This is a genomic window from Candidatus Xenohaliotis californiensis (assembly GCF_963930935.1).
Lineage (GTDB): Bacteria > Pseudomonadota > Alphaproteobacteria > Rickettsiales > CAWVOK01 > Xenohaliotis > Xenohaliotis californiensis.
Map to the genome: position 1 here is coordinate 103441 of NZ_CAWVOK010000026.1, position 18666 is coordinate 122106.

Annotated in this window: 19 protein-coding genes and 1 tRNA gene; 12 read left to right on the forward strand and 8 right to left on the reverse strand. The window is 31.1% G+C overall.

Features of this window, described 5'->3' with window-relative positions:
* Nucleotides 1-536: 536 nt before the first annotated feature.
* From AABI72_RS03575 to AABI72_RS03600, 6 genes are all read right to left on the reverse strand, one after another.
* Entirely contained in the window at nt 537-2609 is a 2073-nt protein-coding gene (locus AABI72_RS03575) for a hypothetical protein (protein WP_338364478.1), read from the reverse strand.
* An 88-nt stretch (nt 2610-2697) separates the two neighbouring features.
* A tRNA-Ile gene (locus tag AABI72_RS03580) sits at nt 2698-2770 on the reverse strand.
* A 71-nt stretch (nt 2771-2841) separates the two neighbouring features.
* The gene (gene mraY / locus AABI72_RS03585) at nt 2842-3813 is read right to left on the reverse strand and encodes a phospho-N-acetylmuramoyl-pentapeptide-transferase (RefSeq protein ID WP_338364481.1); all 972 of its coding nucleotides are present in this window, start codon (nt 3811-3813) and stop codon (nt 2842-2844) included.
* Entirely contained in the window at nt 3807-4094 is a 288-nt protein-coding gene (gene rpmB / locus AABI72_RS03590) for a 50S ribosomal protein L28 (protein WP_338364483.1), read from the reverse strand. Before rpmB ends, mraY begins: the two co-directional genes overlap by 7 nt.
* A gap of 64 nt (nt 4095-4158) precedes the next feature.
* Complete coding sequence (locus tag AABI72_RS03595; RefSeq protein ID WP_338364485.1) at nt 4159-4941, reverse strand: TrbG/VirB9 family P-type conjugative transfer protein; 783 nt, start codon at nt 4939-4941, stop codon at nt 4159-4161.
* Complete coding sequence (locus tag AABI72_RS03600; protein WP_338364487.1) at nt 4934-5605, reverse strand: VirB8/TrbF family protein; 672 nt, start codon at nt 5603-5605, stop codon at nt 4934-4936. The genes AABI72_RS03595 and AABI72_RS03600 overlap by 8 nt, the downstream gene beginning before the upstream one ends.
* A 189-nt stretch (nt 5606-5794) precedes the next feature.
* Between AABI72_RS03600 and AABI72_RS03605 the strand changes: the two genes are divergently transcribed.
* Nucleotides 5795-6805, forward strand: a complete 1011-nt coding sequence (locus tag AABI72_RS03605) for an NAD-dependent epimerase/dehydratase family protein (RefSeq protein ID WP_338364489.1) — start codon at nt 5795-5797, stop codon at nt 6803-6805.
* Between the two features lie 39 nt (nt 6806-6844).
* Here AABI72_RS03605 and glmS read toward each other — a convergent pair whose 3' ends face one another.
* Nucleotides 6845-8680, reverse strand: a complete 1836-nt coding sequence (gene glmS, locus AABI72_RS03610; RefSeq protein WP_338364491.1) for a glutamine--fructose-6-phosphate transaminase (isomerizing) — start codon at nt 8678-8680, stop codon at nt 6845-6847.
* 138 nt (nt 8681-8818) lie between these two features.
* Here glmS and AABI72_RS03615 point away from each other — a divergent pair, with 138 nt between their 5' ends.
* On the forward strand, nt 8819-9421 hold the full coding sequence (locus AABI72_RS03615) for a BON domain-containing protein (RefSeq protein ID WP_338364493.1): 603 nt from the start codon (nt 8819-8821) through the stop codon (nt 9419-9421).
* Nucleotides 9390-10520 carry an anhydro-N-acetylmuramic acid kinase gene (locus tag AABI72_RS03620; protein WP_338364495.1) on the forward strand — a complete coding sequence of 377 codons (1131 nt, stop codon included), beginning with the start codon at nt 9390-9392 and terminating at the stop codon, nt 10518-10520. The genes AABI72_RS03615 and AABI72_RS03620 overlap by 32 nt, the downstream gene beginning before the upstream one ends.
* Here AABI72_RS03620 and AABI72_RS03625 read toward each other — a convergent pair.
* Nucleotides 10483-11178, reverse strand: a complete 696-nt coding sequence (locus AABI72_RS03625; RefSeq protein ID WP_338364497.1) for an alpha/beta hydrolase — start codon at nt 11176-11178, stop codon at nt 10483-10485. The genes AABI72_RS03620 and AABI72_RS03625 overlap by 38 nt on opposite strands.
* A 165-nt stretch (nt 11179-11343) precedes the next feature.
* On the opposite strand from AABI72_RS03625, the gene AABI72_RS03630 reads away from it, so the two are divergent.
* From AABI72_RS03630 to AABI72_RS03670, 9 genes are all read left to right on the forward strand, one after another.
* Nucleotides 11344-12465: a cysteine desulfurase family protein gene (locus AABI72_RS03630; protein ID WP_338364499.1), complete on the forward strand. Its 1122-nt coding sequence runs from the start codon at nt 11344-11346 to the stop codon at nt 12463-12465.
* 28 nt (nt 12466-12493) lie between these two features.
* Entirely contained in the window at nt 12494-13675 is a 1182-nt protein-coding gene (locus AABI72_RS03635; RefSeq protein ID WP_338364523.1) for an IscS subfamily cysteine desulfurase, read from the forward strand.
* A 20-nt stretch (nt 13676-13695) separates the two neighbouring features.
* The gene (locus AABI72_RS03640) at nt 13696-14187 is read left to right on the forward strand and encodes an iron-sulfur cluster assembly scaffold protein (protein ID WP_338364501.1); all 492 of its coding nucleotides are present in this window, start codon (nt 13696-13698) and stop codon (nt 14185-14187) included.
* Nucleotide 14188: 1 nt separating this feature from the next.
* On the forward strand, nt 14189-14905 hold the full coding sequence (locus tag AABI72_RS03645; protein ID WP_338364503.1) for an iron-sulfur cluster assembly accessory protein: 717 nt from the start codon (nt 14189-14191) through the stop codon (nt 14903-14905).
* Nucleotides 14906-14950: 45 nt separating this feature from the next.
* Nucleotides 14951-15301 carry a 2Fe-2S iron-sulfur cluster-binding protein gene (locus AABI72_RS03650; RefSeq protein ID WP_410520605.1) on the forward strand — a complete coding sequence of 117 codons (351 nt, stop codon included), beginning with the start codon at nt 14951-14953 and terminating at the stop codon, nt 15299-15301.
* Nucleotides 15294-16310: a hypothetical protein gene (locus AABI72_RS03655; protein ID WP_338364505.1), complete on the forward strand. Its 1017-nt coding sequence runs from the start codon at nt 15294-15296 to the stop codon at nt 16308-16310. Before AABI72_RS03650 ends, AABI72_RS03655 begins: the two co-directional genes overlap by 8 nt.
* Nucleotides 16294-17676, forward strand: a complete 1383-nt coding sequence (gene murD / locus AABI72_RS03660) for a UDP-N-acetylmuramoyl-L-alanine--D-glutamate ligase (protein ID WP_338364507.1) — start codon at nt 16294-16296, stop codon at nt 17674-17676. The genes AABI72_RS03655 and murD overlap by 17 nt, the downstream gene beginning before the upstream one ends.
* 179 nt (nt 17677-17855) lie before the next feature.
* Nucleotides 17856-18329: a dUTP diphosphatase gene (gene dut, locus AABI72_RS03665; RefSeq protein WP_338364509.1), complete on the forward strand. Its 474-nt coding sequence runs from the start codon at nt 17856-17858 to the stop codon at nt 18327-18329.
* 20 nt (nt 18330-18349) lie between these two features.
* Nucleotides 18350-18666: formyltransferase family protein (locus AABI72_RS03670; RefSeq protein ID WP_338364512.1), on the forward strand; the 317-nt coding region annotated here is incomplete at its 3' end.

Consider the following 18666-nt stretch of genomic DNA (forward strand, 5'->3'; position numbering starts at 1 on the left):
TAAATCAACTTTAATAAATACAATTTCAGATAAGATTAGACCTAGTACAGTAGTATATTAGTTATGTAATAAATAAAAATTGTATCAAGTTGCTAGCAAGAGTGAAATAGAATATTAATATACTGAGTCATTATTGAAATGATAGTGTTTGAAAATATATCTTTGAATATTATATGTGGCACCACAACTAGGGTTAAAATAATTGCATATATATGTATGGAAAGAAGGGTTATTTTTTTGATATATCAATAGTTACCTCTTTGCTGGCAAAAGCAAATGATAACAACAATTATGGCAATCAGCTATAAACAAATTTAATTAGATAAACATATTTCTGCAGTTGAAGTTATTTGTGTTATTTTATCACTAATGAGTTATGGTTCGTTTTACAGCATTGGTTGAATTGATGAGTATTTATGCAACTATATATTGTTAATAAAGATTAATTAATACTATCAGGTATGATATAAATACTAAAATTTATGCTGTATACAAATCAAATGCATGTAATTTGCAAAAATTGTTTTGGAATATTGTTAGTGCATTTTACTAGATGTATGATTGTTACTAGCAAATGGCTGACTGCTTGTGCTAGAGATCATTGGTGCTAATGCTGATGTAACAGCATGTTTGGGTGTTGTGATCTCATGCTCTGTTGATGTACTACTAAATTTTTTTGTTTTTTCTAAATTATCACCTGCATTTTGTACACGTTCTAGTTTTTCATTTGAATGTTTGTAGTCTTTTTTTAACCCATATGTTTTAAAAGCCACTGCTGCTGAAAGTATTGCAAAAAATCCTATTGATACAAATGATACTATGCTTGCCGTAAGTGCTGCAACAACTATAAAGCCCACTAAAGCTGTGGTTAAAGCAGATGATGCTATTAATCCCTTAATATATGATTTTTTATTTTTTCTCCTCTCTTCTTCTGCTGCTTGAATATTGTGCAAATTTTCTTGTTCATTTAGTTCATCTGTTGCTTTTTGAGACCTAGTAAGGTGATTTGAGATTAAATCATTTTTTGTATAAGGCTTTGAATAAACTTGTTTATTCTGATCCTCTATGCCAAGGTCATTATTTTGAGTACTATGCCCTACTTCTTTTTCTAGGTTTTTATATTTTTTTTTGGATTCAATAACTTTTGCTAGGCTAATAGATAAAGCAGTAACTATCAATGTGGCTGCCACAAAGGTAATTGCAGTTGGTATAAGCACTGCAACAGCAATTATTCCTGAAGTAAGTAAGCCAATTAATACAGTAATTGCAAGTTTTATTTTAAAATATTTATGCTGTTGATTTTCAAGATTTTGATTAAGTATAAATTTTTTTTCACAGTCATCATCAGTCATGCTGTATGCTATTTTTTTTAGTACCTTTGGATCATTCAATTTGTTTTCTTCTAAAACAAAACTAATCTCCTCATTGGAATTATGAATATTTTTAGCAATATTAAGTTTAGTTAATATATTGAGCAAGCGCTCCACATCTGTTTTACTTGGCTCAAAACATAATTTAAATTTTATCTGCACATCATCTGTGAAACTGGAGATATATTCCATTTTTGTCAAAAGTGCAGTAGTCTCAGATACAAACAATAAATCTAGCACAAGCAATAATGTATCAGTATTTTTTGGTATATGTCCATTTTGACATATAGTGCGCCATGTTTTATTTGTTACAATATTGATGCGTTTTCTATATTTATTGTTTTTGTCTTTTTTTAATGATGGTGGCAGTGTACGTTTGTTTTTTAATATGTTCCTGCTTATTGATATATTTCCATCTTTGTCCAAGTATTTTTCTTCTGGTATGTGCAGCAGATCAGTTGAGCTTAGAAAATTTGTTTTTGATGGCGAATTATAATTTTCTATCATTGTTTCAGCAACTTCCTTGGTCCATTCACCTGAATGTATAACATTCATTTTTTTTTGCTGTATCTTTCTGAATTCTGTAACATTTTTGATTATCATACCCCCAGTGAAAATAGAGGCAATTGCTAATATTCCAGCACCAATACCAAGGGCAATGCTTGCTCCTGTTATAGCCATTATCAGAATAGTTATTAGTAGTGCTGTCAATACAGCTAATACAGAGACTGTTATTATACTTGTAAGTTTATTTTTTTTAATATTTTTATTGTAATAATCAAGTATTTTTTCCTGCTCTTTTTTGTCTGCAGTCATGCAGTACATGAGTTCTTTCAGCTTATCAGTATCATCAGCCAAGCTACTGTCCACTGAAAATTTATAACCAATATATTCATCTATAGCATCATTTTTAGTAATATTTTCATTTTTATTTAAATAATATGAATTTGAAACAGTTAGATAGCCAAGCCTTTGCAAGCTTATTAACAGTATATGCAGGTCAAAAATTTCCTTTTCATATTCCTCTTCATATTCTTTTCCATAAGATTTTTCAAATAGATAGCTGCGTATTATAAAACTATTACTACCAGTGCTTTTAATAAGGCTATTATTAATGATGAGATCTTTTAATAGACTGTCTATCTGGATTTTTACATTCTTTGCACTATCAGTAGTGCAAATTCTAGATAAAAGAGTTTTGCTGTCTAAATCAAGTTTTTTTTTATAAGATTTTAGCATAAAAATACATTTTTTTTAATAAGCATACCAATATTCTATTGATTTTTTACTAATAATATGTATTTTTAATGAAGTTAATTAGATAAAATGGGCTTGGTAGGATTCGAACCTACGACAACACCGTTATGAGCGGTGGGTTCTAACCACTGAACTACAAGCCCAATGTTGATTAATGCTAAATGTTATCATCTGTAATATCAATTGTCTAGTGAAAATTTAGCACAGTATTTAATTAGTAGCCATAATACCATATAATAATTGATGCTATAGCACAAAGAAGTGATATAAGCCAAAATCTTTTTACAATAGTAACTTCATGTATTCCTTTCTGTTCAAAATGATGATGAATTGGCGCCATAAGGAAAAATCTTTTTTTGGTTTTTTTATACACAGATACTTGTATAATAACAGAGCATACTTCAACAATAAATATTGCACAAATTGGTATAAGTAAGATTTCTTTTTTGCTGGTTAATGCTATAGTTGATAAAAATCCACCAGCCGCTAAGCTTCCCATGTCGCCCATAAAGATTTTTGCTGGATATGCATTAAACCAAAGAAATGCTATAATGCTGCCAATAAAACATGCACCAAGTATACAGATATTTATGTTTTCTGTTGTATAAGAAAAAAATGCAAAACATGATACTGCTATTATAAGTGGAACTGAAACCAATCCATCTAAACCATCTGTAAGATTTACTGCATTTACTACGCTTACTATTATAATCATTGCATATAGTATGTAAAAATAGCTTAAATATGCAACTAGACCAAATGGAAAAATAACAATATACTTATTTATATAGGCAAAAAATATAGCAGCAGGCATTGATGCTAGTGCTTGCATAATTAGTTTATGCCTAGCACTTATTCCAGTAGAAGTTTTTAGAGTTATTTTTTTTATATCATCCATACCACCAATAAAGGCATATGCAATAGTGGTGAATAGTACAATGGTAGTCATGGGGTTTAGCTTAACAAATGCCAGTGATGACAGTATTAGTGCAAATAATATAATAATTCCACCCATTGCAGGTGTATTTTTTTTAGAAATAATGTGTGATTTAGGTCCATCTATTCTTATTGGATTTCCAGTTGGATTATATAATTTTAATTTTTCAATAACTAGTGGACCAGATATTAAACCAAGAGTTGTGGAAGTTAAGATAGCAGTAAAAAAATGAACACCACTAACTAACATTGATTGTTATTTAATGATATTTTTTTCTTTATTTTCTTTGCTAAAGTAGTCAGTTTGCCATTTTTTGATCTCATGAGAAATTGATCCAATCCTCCACGATAATCTATGGTTCGAAGAGTACTAGCAGCTAAACGAAAAGTGAAATTTTGCTTTAACATAGAGCTAAAAAGTTTGGCACTAATTAAGTTTGGTGCAAATTTACGTTTAGTTTTGTGGTTTGAGTGAGATACTTTATGTCCAGTTGCTACACTTTTGCCTGTTAATTCACAAACACGAGCCATTTTTTTCCTAATTCTACTTCCTTTGCAAGAAATTATAGAGGAAAGTGCATGTGAAATCAAGAATTTATGTTTTTCGACGTTTTTGTAAAATACCTTTCTTGCGTTTTTTAACTTCTTTTTTGTGGAATGGTATTGTTTCATTAAATAAGCATGCAACTTCACTTCCAGCACGCAATGTAAATACTGCACTAACTCTTTCAATTACTATATAATCATCAATTGATTTATAATTGATGATTGATTCATAGCCCTGATTATCAACTTCAAAGATAGCAGGAAGCTCTGCATTAATGCTTTTGAAGCGTAAGTATGTAAACTCCCCATCATCAAATACCATTGTAGGAGATATTTTCTCAGAACCAGAGATGGTATAGTTAAAGTTCAAGTTGTTAGTTTCAGTAATATCTGGAATACTTGTGCTTGCATAATTTCTAGTTCCTGTAATTCCAGTGTTTTCTAAGTATAGAAATCTTGTTTCATATGATAGTTTAGGATCATTGACACTAGATGCTTCTTCAGCATGCAGCTCAAAATGATAAATGCGTCTATTAGTTATAATTGTGGCATTTGTTTCAGCATTGGCATTTAATGGTTTAAGGAACAATCTATTGTTTTGTGGGATTAGCTGCCATCCAGTAGAATTGCCCATGGATATTGTAGATATAGTCTCATCAATATTAAATAATATACTTGATTGATAGCCATAGAATCCTAAGTAATAGTGTATGGCATTAGAGTTATAGTTTATGACTTTTATTCGCGGTTCTCCTGCCATTGGTCTAGGATGTTGAGTGGCTAGTGCAAAGTTAGCATAAAGAAATAGTATAAAATTTAATATTTTAATCATTATTATTACCACTATTATAGCTATTTACAAGAAAAGAAAGAGGGATTATTTTTTTGTTAACTAATGATATATCGGACAATGAAAAATCTAGACTAATTTTTGTCATTTTTTTTTCAATAATTTTATTAGCCATTATAACATATATTGTGCAATCTACACTTGCTTTTGTTTGTTTTTCATTTTGTATAATGCTAATATTATCTATTATTGGATAAAAGTATGCTTTCTTTGATGTTTTCTTTTTAGATTTTTGGTGCTCTATGTTGTTAATATGTGCCAAAAAATCTCTATATATTTGGTAAGATGAATTATCTTTAATGTAATTTAATTGTTCTTTTTTAGAATACATGCCATAAGCTTCTCTGAAAAGTACATATTGTTGAATCATATATTTAGCAGTAGCAATTTGTGGTGTGTCATCATGATTGTTTTTTAATAATTGTTTGATATTTAGGCTGCCATCAGTAGTGTGCTCAATGTTTCTTATAATAGGAAGTGGTATTTTAGATTTATAGTAAAATTTTATATATATGGCTAATGTGGTCAACAATAATACAGAAATAACAAGTATTATTACTACAAAAACTTTTTCAACAAAGCAGCTTAAATATTTTACCTCATACCATTTTAATGCATTGCTAAAATATGTATTTTTTTTAAGCATTTTTGAGGCTGCTATGGAACAATGATGGTCATTATATTTGTTTATCATTTTGTTCAATAAGCCATGGTGGTAAATAGTCACAACTTACATATAATTAGACTATTAATCAACAAAAAGATTTGCTAATAATATTGTTTTAGTAATAATACTATTTCAGTGTAGTTTTATTTCTATATTTATAGGATTGATATGACTGTTTTGATAGCTGGTGGTGCGGGTTTTATAGGTTTGCATGTAGTTAATTTGTTTATAGAGCGTGGTCATGATGTTGTGGTTATGGACTATATAAATGCTAACAGTATTGTGAATGCTGTTAATCAAAAAGCTAGATTAGTGAAAGTTAATTTCACTAACCCTAAATTGTTGGCTGATATTTTATTGAATTATGATGTAAATATAGTAATTGACTTAACTACAGAATCATCTTATCTGCATATGGCCAGCAGTCAAGAGAATAGTGGGTTTGTTGATACTAATTTATCTGGTTTTGCTAATGCTATACAAACAATATTTTTATATTGGAATGGACTAACAGAAGTACAAAAAAGGCGTTTTGTTTATTTAAGGACTTTTCCAGTAGATATTTTTGACCCTGGTGAATTTGGGTCAAAGATTGGCTGTCAATCTTTAATTAAACCATCTTCTGTTTATGGCGCAGTATTGGCATTTAAATTTCATGCAATTAAAGCATGGCATGAGTCATTTGGTTTTCCAGCTATTGCAATGATAACACCTAGTATATATGGTCCATATCAAACAAATCTTGCATCTCTTGTGCCATCTGTTATGTATAATGCTTTTAGAGAGTGTTCAATTACGATACGTGGTGATGGTAAGCACGTTCGAAATTGGCTTTATATTAGTGATCATTGTGATGCTATGTATCTAGCTATTACACGAGGGAAAGCTGGTTCAACTTATTTTGTATCACCTAGCAACACTTATTATACTATTGATATTGTGCATAAAATTTGCAGTATTATGGATGAATTAATACCTAGAGAGAATAAACAGCTTTATGCTGATTTAATTAAATTTGTTTCATATGAACAAGATCAGCATTCATGGCGTGTATGTGATGACTTAGTATCTAAGCAGCAAATTGGTTTTATAGCCAATCATGATATTAGCTCTGGTCTTAGAAAAACAGTTGAATGGTTTCTTTCAGTTAAACAAAGTGAAAATATTAAAATTAATTAGCTTATAATTTAAAAAATGAGTTTAATACATTTTATGTGATTATTCTACTGTTACAGATTTTGCAAGATTGCGTGGTCTATCTATATCAACACCACGCAAAAGTGCTGTTTGATATGCTATTGCTTGGATTATAATAGCATATGTTATAGGGTTTATGCTGTTATGGTATGATGGTAATATTATTGTGCAATGACATATTTTAGACATTGCTTTTGCTCCATCTATATCTGTTATTCCAATTATTTTTGCCTTACGTACATAAATTTCTTGAGTATTTGACATTGTCTTTTGAAATAAATGGTTGCTTGGATTGATCATCACAACTGGGAAGTTGTTATCTATTAGTGCTATACTTCCATGTTTTAACTCACCAGCTGGTATGGCTTCAGCATGTATGTATGACAGCTCCTTAGTTTTTAATGCACCCTCAAGAGCAATGCCAAATGAATCACCCCTACCAGAAAATATCACATTATTGTGTTTTGACAACAGATTAGCTGCCTCATAGACTATTGATAAATTGCATAATAGTTGTTTTATATATAGTGGTAGTTGTATGGTTTGATGCAATATTTTTTTGTATTTTTCTAGTGCTATGCTGTTGTTATTTAGTGCAGCAGTAAGTGATAGCATTCGGAGTGTTAGTAATTGGGCAGTAAATGATTTTGTTGATGCTACGCTAATTTCTGGACCAATTGGCGTTTCTAGAATATGTGCAGCCTCTTTTGCAATGCTGCTTTCTGCAAAGCTGACAATAGCAATTAATTTATTAATATGTAACGATTTTAGCTTGCGTAGTGCTAGTAATGTATCTGCTGTTTCACCGGATTGTGAGATAAATAGAAATGTTTCCTCTTTTTCTATAAAAGGCTCGCGATAGCAAAATTCTGATGCTAGCTCAATGCTTGTTGTGATTGATGTAATGTCTTCAAACCAATGCTTTGCTATAAATCCAGCAAAATATGAGCTACCACAGGCTATTATAGTTAACTTTTTCATTGATTTTATTATTGGCAGCAAAAAATTAAAGTCAATATTGTTGGTTGTTGGATTGTAAAATTTAGATATTGTGTTTTGTATAGTAGTTGGTTGCTCCATTATTTCTTTAAGCATAAAATGTTGGTAGCCACTTTTATCAAAAATTTTTGTTGGCAACTTAGGTATTGGGTTACTTTTTCTGTCAACTATCTTGTTTGCATGATCATAGATTGTAAATTTCCCATTTTTTAACACTATCATGTCTGCATCTTGTAATGATATGTATTTTTCAACATCAGATGGTGGTAGTGCATAAAGGTCTGAGCTTATAATAAATGCATGATCGCTGTATCCTACAACTAATGGTGATTTTTTTTTTGCACCAATTAATAGATTTTCATATTCTTTAAATATTATTGCTATTGCAAATGATCCATCTATTCTAGCTAAGCTTTTTGCACATGCTAAATTTGGATTCATTCCTTTTGCTAGGTTGCTGCTAATTAGAGAAGCTAAAATTTCTGTATCAGTTTCTGAAGAAAATTTATAGCCTTCATTGATTAATTCTTCTTTGATTTCTAGGTAGTTTTCTATAACTCCATTATGTACAATTGCCAGTTTATCATTACATATAGGATGAGCATTTGTATGGGTTGGCATGCCATGAGTAGCCCACCTAGTGTGTCCAATACCAATATTAGCACTTAGTGATTTAGGAACAATTTTTTTTAAATCACTGAGCTTACCAGGTGTTTTATGACATATAAGATTATTTTGTTTGTCTATAATTGCTATGCCAGTAGAGTCATATCCCCTGTACTCAAGTTTTTTTAAAGCTGAGAGTAGTGATTCAACAATGTTAGCAGCACTATTGTACATACCAAATATCCCACACATACTTTTAAGACCAATAGTGTAGAGTAAAGATAGATAATAATAAGATAAAAGTCCTGCATTGTAAACTTTAATCAGTTTACAATATGTAACAGCTTATTTAAGATTATTTTATGATTTTGAGTATTTGGTAGGTGTGTTGTGTATAATAAAATATATGTTTTAATTATATTTGCTTTAATAATTCAACTGTTACAAGGTTGTACAGCGGCTATTATAGGAACTGCCACTGCTACTACTATTGCTGGTGTCACTAGTAGACAAGAGCGAACATTTGGCACTATAGTTGATGATACAATTATTAAGGCAAGAATAAAAAATAGTTTTAGGAAATATAATTTTAAACATTTATTTTTGGCTATCTCTGTTAAATCTGTAGATGGTTCTGTAGTGTTAACTGGCTTAGTTGATGATCCAAGATTGAAGATTGATGCTGTGAAATTATCATGGGGTGTGCAAGGGGTTAATGCTGTTGCAGATGAAATACAAATAAGCAATAAAGGAAAATTTGAGACATATTTACGTGATAGTGTAATAACAACTAGTGCTAAAGGTAAATTGATTTTACATAAAAATGTTAGAATGGCTAACTATAGCATAGAGACAGTTCAGGGAGTGGTTTATGTCATGGGTATTGCCAGAAATCAAGATGAAATAGACATTGTTCTTGACGCTATAAGTAGGATTGCTGGTGTTAAAAAAGTTGTTAATTATGCTGAGGTTAGAGCAGATGATCGTGGATGATTTGCATAACATGCAAGATAAACATAAACATATTGAATTTAATAAATCATATTTAGCTATAGGATTGATGAGTGGCACATCAGCTGATGGTGTGGATGTTTCGTTGATAGAGACCAATGGCTTGCATGACATTAAGGTTGTGAAAGATGGTTTTATGCCATATCCAAAACACTTACAGAAAAAAATAAATCATTTAATGTCAGGCTTTGGTGATCAATGGAGCATAGCACGTGAGCTTACTATAAAACATATTGAAGCAGTTAAGCATTTGTTTAGTCCAGATGAGTTACATTCAGCTGAAATTGTTGGTTTTCATGGGCAAACAATTCATCATGAGCCAGAATTAATGTTTACTTTACAAATAGGTGATCCATATTTATTAGCTTACCATTTGCAGACTCCAGTAGTATTTAACTTTCGTGAACGAGATATTTTATATGGTGGGCAAGGGGCACCACTTGTACCAATATATCATCAAAATTTTTTGTCAGGTTTGATAGGCATTGGGACTGGGATTGTGAATATAGGTGGAATATCTAATATTACTATTGTTGCTGAATCTGAAGAAAGAATGATGGCTGGTGATGTAGGGCCAGGTTGTTGTATTATTGATTGCATACTTAATGATAGAAAACTTCCCTTGACAACTACTAGCAATATGGGAAATATTAATAGTGCAGTATCTGATATAGTTCTACAAGATTCATTTTTTCAAATGCCAATACCCAAGTCATTGGATAAAAATTATTTTTATAAATATATGAAAAATTTCTATAATCTTTCTTCAGAGGATGCACTCACAACAGCAGCATTTTGCACTGTCAAACCTATTCTAGACATGCTTGATTCATGTAATTTGTCGAAATTACTTATATTAGGAGGTGGTTGTCAAAATTATTTGATAACAAGTCTTTTAAAAAATTTTTCTAAAAACATAGATATAGTAAATGCAGATAATTTAGATATTAATAGTAATAATATAGAGTCGCAGGCATTTGCATATTTAGCAGTGCGTTCTATAAAAGGACTTCCAATTAGCTATCCTAATTGTACAGGAGTCATTAAACCTTTAAGCGGCGGCGTTTTTTATCAGTTTTAATACCACCAGTAGTATTGAAAATGTGCATTTGCTTTTTTATATACTCATCAAGTAATTTTATTATATCATCTGTTTCTTTGTCAAAAAAGTGATTTGCACCATGCAATACATAATAGTCAATTAAATTGCTTTTTTGCGCTTTAATTTGCGATATTAAGCTACTTACATTTTCTTCTTTAACGATATTATCATTGTCGCCTTGAATAATAAGCCCAGTAGTTGGACAAGGAGAAAGAAATGAGAAGTCATATAAGCCAATTGGTGGTGACACTGATACAAAGTTGACAATTTCTGGACGGCGCATTAAAAGTTGCATTGCTATCCATGCGCCATATGAAACACCAGCAATCCAGTAAATCATGTTGCCATTGTATCTGCTTTGTAGCCAATCCATTGCAGCTGCTGCATCATTTAATCCTTCTGCACCTTTGCTAAATTCACCAGTAGATTTACCAACTCCTCGGAAATTTATTCTCAATACACTAAAATTATTAAGAGCAAATGTTTTATATAAATAATAAACAATTTTGTTATTCATTGTTCCCCCATATGTTGGATGAGGGTGCAGGACTAGTGCTACTGGTGCATTTGGTGAGGGTGATTTATGATAAACACCTTCTATGCGACCAGCTGGACCATTAAATAAAACCTCAACCATAAAACCTCCATAACAATACCTATTTTTTAAAATTTTAAAAAGTTAAATTATAAGTAATTTTATAATTGTTTAATATATTAATATATTATTATATAATAATAATTTTTTTGCAATCTTATTAAAGATAACATATACCATAGCACAACAAAAAAACAAAACAATATTATGATTAGCAATATGTGGTATTTTGACCATAATTCATCTACTACACTACATCCTGCTGTTTTAGATAATTTATTAAAATATGCAATGAATAACTCTAATGCATCATCAACACATACCCCTGGACAAAAAGCACGTAGTATAATTGAAGAAGCTAGACAAAATTTTCTTAAAGCGTTAAATTGTCCTGCTAATGTTAAATGTATTTTTACTGCATCTGGCACTGAAGCTAATAATTTGTTTATTAAAAGTTTTTTAAATAAATTAATTATTCTACCATTTACAGAGCATTTATCAATTATAAATGCTGCAAGTGATCCTATAGTTCTGCCAGTCAACATATCTGGTGAGGTTGATGTGCATTGCTTAGACAATCTTCTTGCCAATCATGCAAAAAATAATAGGGTAATTGTATCAATTATGTTGGCAAATAATGAGACTGGTGTTATACAGCCAATGAGAGAAATATCTAATATAGTAAAGAAATATAATGCAATTTTACATACAGATGCTGCACAGGCAGTAGGTAAAATACCAGTAGATTTTCAGGAATTAGGTGTTGATGCCATGACAGTATCAGCGCATAAATTTGGTGCTGTTTATGGTTGTGGTGCATTGTTATTTCGTGATGATATTGAGTTAAAACCATTAATTCATGGTGGTGGTCAAGAAAATGGGTTACGCTCAGGTAGTGAAAATATTTTAGCAATATCTTGTGCAGCATTGCTAATGGAAAGGCTTAGTGAATTGGTTGATAAAATGTCAGCAGTGCAACTCTTAAGAGATAATATGGAGAGAGAAATGTTGAATTATATAGATGATAGACTTGTTATTGTCTCATATGGCACTAAAAGACTGCCGAATACATCGTGTTTTGCTACTGCAAATATACATAAAAGTGCACAAGTAGCTTATTTTGACATGCATAATATTGCAATAAGTGCTGGTAGTGCATGTTCAAGTGGCTTGCTTTATTCGTCCCATGTATTGCGTGCCATGGGCCATTCTGATATAATAGGAAAAAATGCTGTAAGAATAAGTTTTGGCTGGAATACAAAGAAAGCAGATGTAGAGATTTTTTTAACACATTGGAAGGACTTATGTAAAAATTTTCTGAAAATATGAGGTTTATGTGAAAAATAAAAATATTTTTATGGACTATCAGTCCACTACACCTCTTGACCCTAGAGTTATGGAAGCTATGATGCCATATTTTATGGATAAGTTTGGCAATTGTCACTCTAGAGACCATTGTTTTGGTTGGGAGGCTGATGAGGCTGTTGAGGATTCTAGAAAAAAAGTTGCAAGTATTATTGATGCAGACCCCAGAGAGATAATTTTCACCTCTGGTGCAACTGAGTCAAATAATTTAGCATTAAAAGGCGTTTCTGACTTTTATAGAAAAGATTATAATCATATTATTATTTCTGCTATAGAGCATAAATGCATTATAAATACTGGACGTTATTTATCTAGCAGAGGTTTTAATGTTAGCTATTTGCCAGTACAAAAAAGTGGTGTTATTGATCTAGATGTTTTGTGTGAGATGATTACACCAAAAACTATTTTAGTTTCAATAATGGCCATCAATAATGAAATTGGCACAATTCAACCATTAGCGAAAATTGGAGCACTATGTAGAGAGAAAGGTGTTTTTTTTCATACTGATGCTGCACAAGCATTTGGAAAAATTCCTATTGATGTAAATCAGATGAATATAGATTTATTAAGTATTTCTGCCCATAAGATATATGGACCCAAAGGTATAGGTGCGCTATATATTAGAAGGAATCCAAAAGTAAGAATTACTCCAATAATTCATGGTGGTATGCAAGAGCGTGGTATGCGCTCTGGTACAGTGCCAGTGCCATTAGCTGTTGGCTTTGGTGAGGCGGCGCTATTATCTAGTATGGAAATGTTACCTGAACTAAAAAAGTTGAAGGTGTTTTTCAATAAGTTTTATGATCAATTGGTTTTAAAGACTCCTTATGTGCATTTAAATGGTAGCATGGATATGCGTTTTCCTGGTAATATAAATCTTAGCTTTGCTTGTGTTGAGGGTGAGAGTATGATGGGTGCTATAAGTAATATAGCTGTTAGCTCTGGTTCTGCATGTACCTCTAGTTCTTTAGAGTCATCACATGTTTTGAAGGCAATTGATACAGAACCTAGCTTGGCTCATACGGCTATTAGATTTGGTATGGGCAGGTTTACAACTAGTGATGAAGTAGATTACGTAATAAATTCTGTGAAGAATGTACTTCCAGTACTGCGTGACATGAGTCCACTGTGGGAAGAGCTTCAAGAGCAAAATAATAATTTGCAACTTATTTAATAATAAATGTGTAGATGAATATGAAATATAATGATAATATTAACAACTATTACAATAATCCTCAAAATATTGGTAGCTTGGATAAAAATGATCCAAATGTTGTTAGAGGAAAGGCTGGTTCAGCAGCTTGTGGTGATTTAATGACATTAGATATAAAAGTTGATCCAGTCACACGCAAGATATTAGATGCAAAAGTTAAAACATTTGGCTGTATGTCAGCTATAGCATCTAGCACTTATTTAACAACTCTTATTATAGGTAAAACTATAGAAGAAGCAAGAAGCATCACCAATAAAGATATATACAATGATCTAGGTTTGCCAGCTGTAAAATTTCATTGTTCAGTTTTGGCTGAAGAGGTAATAAGTGATGCATTGCTGCAATATAGCATCAGATTTGAGAATAAAGATAGCAATTGCTTGCCTAATAATGGCAAAGAGGAGAGTGATAGCTTGCTTGATGAAGAAAATAAGAATGAGCACTATTCACTAGATAGCAGTTTATCCAATTAGTATGTTGAATTTAGGCAATAAAAATATTGTTAAACTCACTAATGCAGCCATTAGTCAATTGCATAAGATTATGCAATATGGCATGGCTGAAGATGCTTTATCTTGTAGCGTTAAAATTAAAGCTATGAGAACTAAGAAAAGTTGTTTAGACATGAGATATGTTATAGAGCATGCAACAGAAATTAAGAAATCAGATATACTTATGCAAGTACCAAGCAGTAACAAAGATATGCCAGATATTAGGTTTATTGTTGATGGTGAGTCTTTGATTTATTTGTTTGGCTTAGTCATTGATTTTGAAACAAAAGGATTAAATTCTCGTTTTGTTTTTCATAATCCTAATGCCAATGCTCACTGTGGATGTGGTGAGACCTTTATGCATACTAGCTATTTTGATTTACTAGATTTAAAAGAGCAATATGACATTAATTTGCCAGAGTTAAAAAATAATTTTTTAAAAAAGAAAAATACAAATGATAGTGATTTATTGCAAATTGCATATAATATTTTATGCTCACCTTTGCAGAGAGCTAAGTATATGCTGAAGATTAATGGTTTTAGTGAACAGTGGATTGTCAGTATATTGAGCAGTGATAGAGTCATGGTGGTTGATGATTTGCAAAACATTGTTAAGGAGATTGATAGTCTTTTTATCTCTAAGAGCTATAATTTAATACCATTATATTTTAAACAACTAGAATCTTTAGATAATCTTTGAATATTTTTTATAGATAGATATAATTAGTGACCAGCTACTTATTTTATGGTTTTTAAAATGATTGCTAAGCAAATAACTATAAATTTTATTACTAGTTCTGGGGAGAAAAAAAGCATACTTTCACCTATTGGTATTTCCTTATTGGAGGCATCACAGCTTAATGCTAATACAAGCATGAGTGGTGCTTGTGGTGGTGCGATGGCCTGTACCACATGTCATGTAGCATTAGACAGTGAATGGTATAATAAAGTGCCTGAAATATCTGAAGAGGAAAATGATATGCTTGATATGGCATTTAACGTACAGCCTACCTCTAGGCTTGGTTGTCAAATAATGCTCACAGAGGATATGGATGGTATGATTGTTAATATACCAGAAGATATTGAAGATGAATGAATCAAATTTGATTAAATTAAAATCAATATTTTTTTTTATAGTTATGGGCATACTAATTGTATTGCTGGTAGTTTGGATGGTGGGTGCATACATTATTAGTGATCTGGCATCAGGTAACTTATTTTTTCATTCAGCACGTGGTGTTCGTTTTTCTGCTACTGATAGCAATAGAGTTTTAGGTTTAAATGGGTTCTTTGCAGTAAATATGAAAAACCCTAGTTTTGACTTTACTAAAGTTAATGGGAGTGTTAAAGCTTCAAATTTATTGATTTATTCTGATATTTTGGCTAAAAATCTAATCTTTGATTTAAAGGAAATAAAATCATTTGATAAAAATGGTGTGCAGTATCCAAATACATTAGATAATTTGAGGATTAAGATTGCTTTTTCTAAGTCATTATTTTTGTTGAAGATGAAAAATATTTCTATAGATAATAAAGTTGTTGATTATATAAATATTGCCAACATTAACTCTAGTTCTAATGAAGATAGCATATTTTTCAGTGCTTTAGCTAAAAAAGTTGATATTGTTAAAGGCAAAGCTACTGGATGGGATGTGAGTATAGTTGGCCATACTCCTGAAGTTGACACTAAAATTGATTTTTTTGCTAGCATTAGTGCATTAGATAGTTTTTATGTGGATGTTAAAACCTTAAATTATACTTCTAGTGATATTGATGTTGATATGGGAGGAGTTATTGCTGCATATTCTTATGGAATTAAGGTACAGATGATTATTGAATCTATGAACATGTTTAATTTTATAAATGATTTATTTGATAAATTAATTGTTAGCATGCCATGGCATGATACCTCTATATTTTCACAACTGTTTTTGGATAATAATATTACTATGGCATATAAACAAAAATTTTTATCTGAAGTAGTTACCCACAATGGGAAGCAAAGATTAGTGGTAAAATCTGATGATAATACTGGACAGCTTTTTATTGGTTCAAAAAGTTTTAATACTATACTAGCTGAGGTAAAAAATGATCATTTTAGATAGCTACAAAGATAATAATATTGCTATTTTTGGTATGGGAGTTACTGGTATAGCTATGGCTGAGTCTTTTGTTGCTGGTGGTGCAAATGTTTTTTTGCTTGATGACAGAGATGTTAGTTTAATTCCAGATGTGTTAAAAATTATTGCAAAATATCCAGATGCAAATATTTTTACAAAACACTACACTCTTTGCAATTGGCCTGAGATAGATGTGTTAGCATTGAGCCCTGGCATTCCTTTGTTTGTTGATGCTCATGATGTTGTTAATATAGCTAGGAAAAACAACTGTAGGATAATTGGTGATGTTGAGTTATTTTGGGAGGCTAAGAAAGATAGTGCTAAGTTTATATGTATAACTGGTACAAATGGTAAATCTACTACAGCATCACTTATAGTGCACATTCTAAAATTATCAGGAATTAGTGTTGAATTGCTTGGAAATGTTGGCATAGCAGTGCTTTCTGCAAATTATGCTGATATATATGTGCTTGAACTATCATCTTTTCAATTAGATTTGCTTGATAATGCTTGTTTTGACATAAGTATCTTGCTAAATATTACTCCAGATCATTTGGATAGATATGATAGTTTTCAAAGTTATTGTAATAGTAAGAAACGTATATTGCATAACCAGAAAAATCTTTCTATTCTAAATGTTGATGATAGGAATTGTATGAATATTGTTAGCACATTATCTGATGTTAATATTCAAAACAAAATCATATTTGTTTCTCCATTAGGCAATATTGAAGCTGATATAATAATTAAGGGTGATAGCATTGTTTCTATAAAGGAAAATAAAATATTGGCTGAGTTGCTAAGTAATAATATTTTTCCTACTTCTTTAAATAAGCTTAGTATTCTTGCAGCATACTGTAGTTGCATTGGTTTTACTGCCAAAAATAATATAGTAACAGCAATATCATCATTTAAGCCACTAGAGCATAGAATGGAGATAGTTTGTGAATATAACAACATTCTTTTTATTAATGATAGCAAAGCAACTAATATTGAGTCAGCTTTATTTGCACTAAGCTCTTTGAGAAATATATATTGGATTGCTGGTGGGAAGGATAAAAATTGCAACTTAAATCTAGCATTGGATGGGGTTAATTTTAACAATGTTTTGCAATGTTTTACTATAGGTGAGATGGGGGAAGTGTTTAGCAATATACTGTTAAGTAAGGGTGTTAATAGTGTTTTTTATGAAAATTTAGATAAAGCTTTTGCTGAAGCATTAAAGACAGCTTTATTATTTGGTGAGCCAGTGACAATTCTTTTTTCTCCAGGTTTTGCATCTTTTGACCAGTGGCAAGATTTCAATAAGCGTGGCAGAGCATTTAAAAATTTAATAATGGAACTTGTTTAATGACAAATTGTGTTATTGCATTATAATGTTTGTCTAGAAATTTTTTATGTTTTTAGCTATGGCTGTGAGCTATGCTATATGCTATACAATGCTTTATTTAAGAAAAATTATACTTGATTTTTGGAAAATATGTTTTTTATATTGTAATAATTGTTTTTATAATTGTATTTTGGTTTGTTATGTCATTTGATGTTTTAACTAAGAAGAAGTATGTTGAAGTTTTTGTTAACAGGGTTAGTAATTCAGTAGATCTACCTTTACCAACTTATGCAACTAGTCAGAGTGCAGGTGTTGATTTAATGGCAGATATAACTACAGACATTACAATAAAGCCAGGTGATGTAGCTGTTGTGCCAACAGGTATAGCAATCCAGATTCCAGCAAACTATGAGGCACAGATACGCTCTAGATCTGGTATAGCATTCAAGCATAGTGTTATTGTGCTAAATTCACCAGCAACAATTGATGCTGATTACCGTGGAGAATTGAAAATAATTTTGAAAAATCTTGGTAAAAATGATTTTATTATTTCCAGAGGTATGCGTATAGCACAGTTGTTAGTAAAAGAAGTCCCTACTATTAAATTTATTTTAAAAGATAGCTTATCTTCAAGTGAAAGAGGTGATAAGGGGTTTGGTTCTACTGGACTGTAATTGTGTATAAAATAATTTTTATGGGAACATCTGAATTTGCTGTACCAATTCTTGAATCATTAGTCTCTATGCCTAGCATCCATTTGGAATGTGTGTATACAAAACAACCTAAGCCAGCTGGTAGAGGTGGCAATATTACAAAAACTCCCGTACATTTTGCTGCTGTAAAGATGGGTTTACAGGTGTTATGTCCATCAACATTGAAAATGGAACCAGCACCTAATGTTGATTTAATATTTGTAGTTTCATATGGTTTGCTATTGCCCAAACATTTTTTAGATACAGCAAAATATGGTTGTATTAACGTGCATCCTTCACTTTTACCAAGATTTCGTGG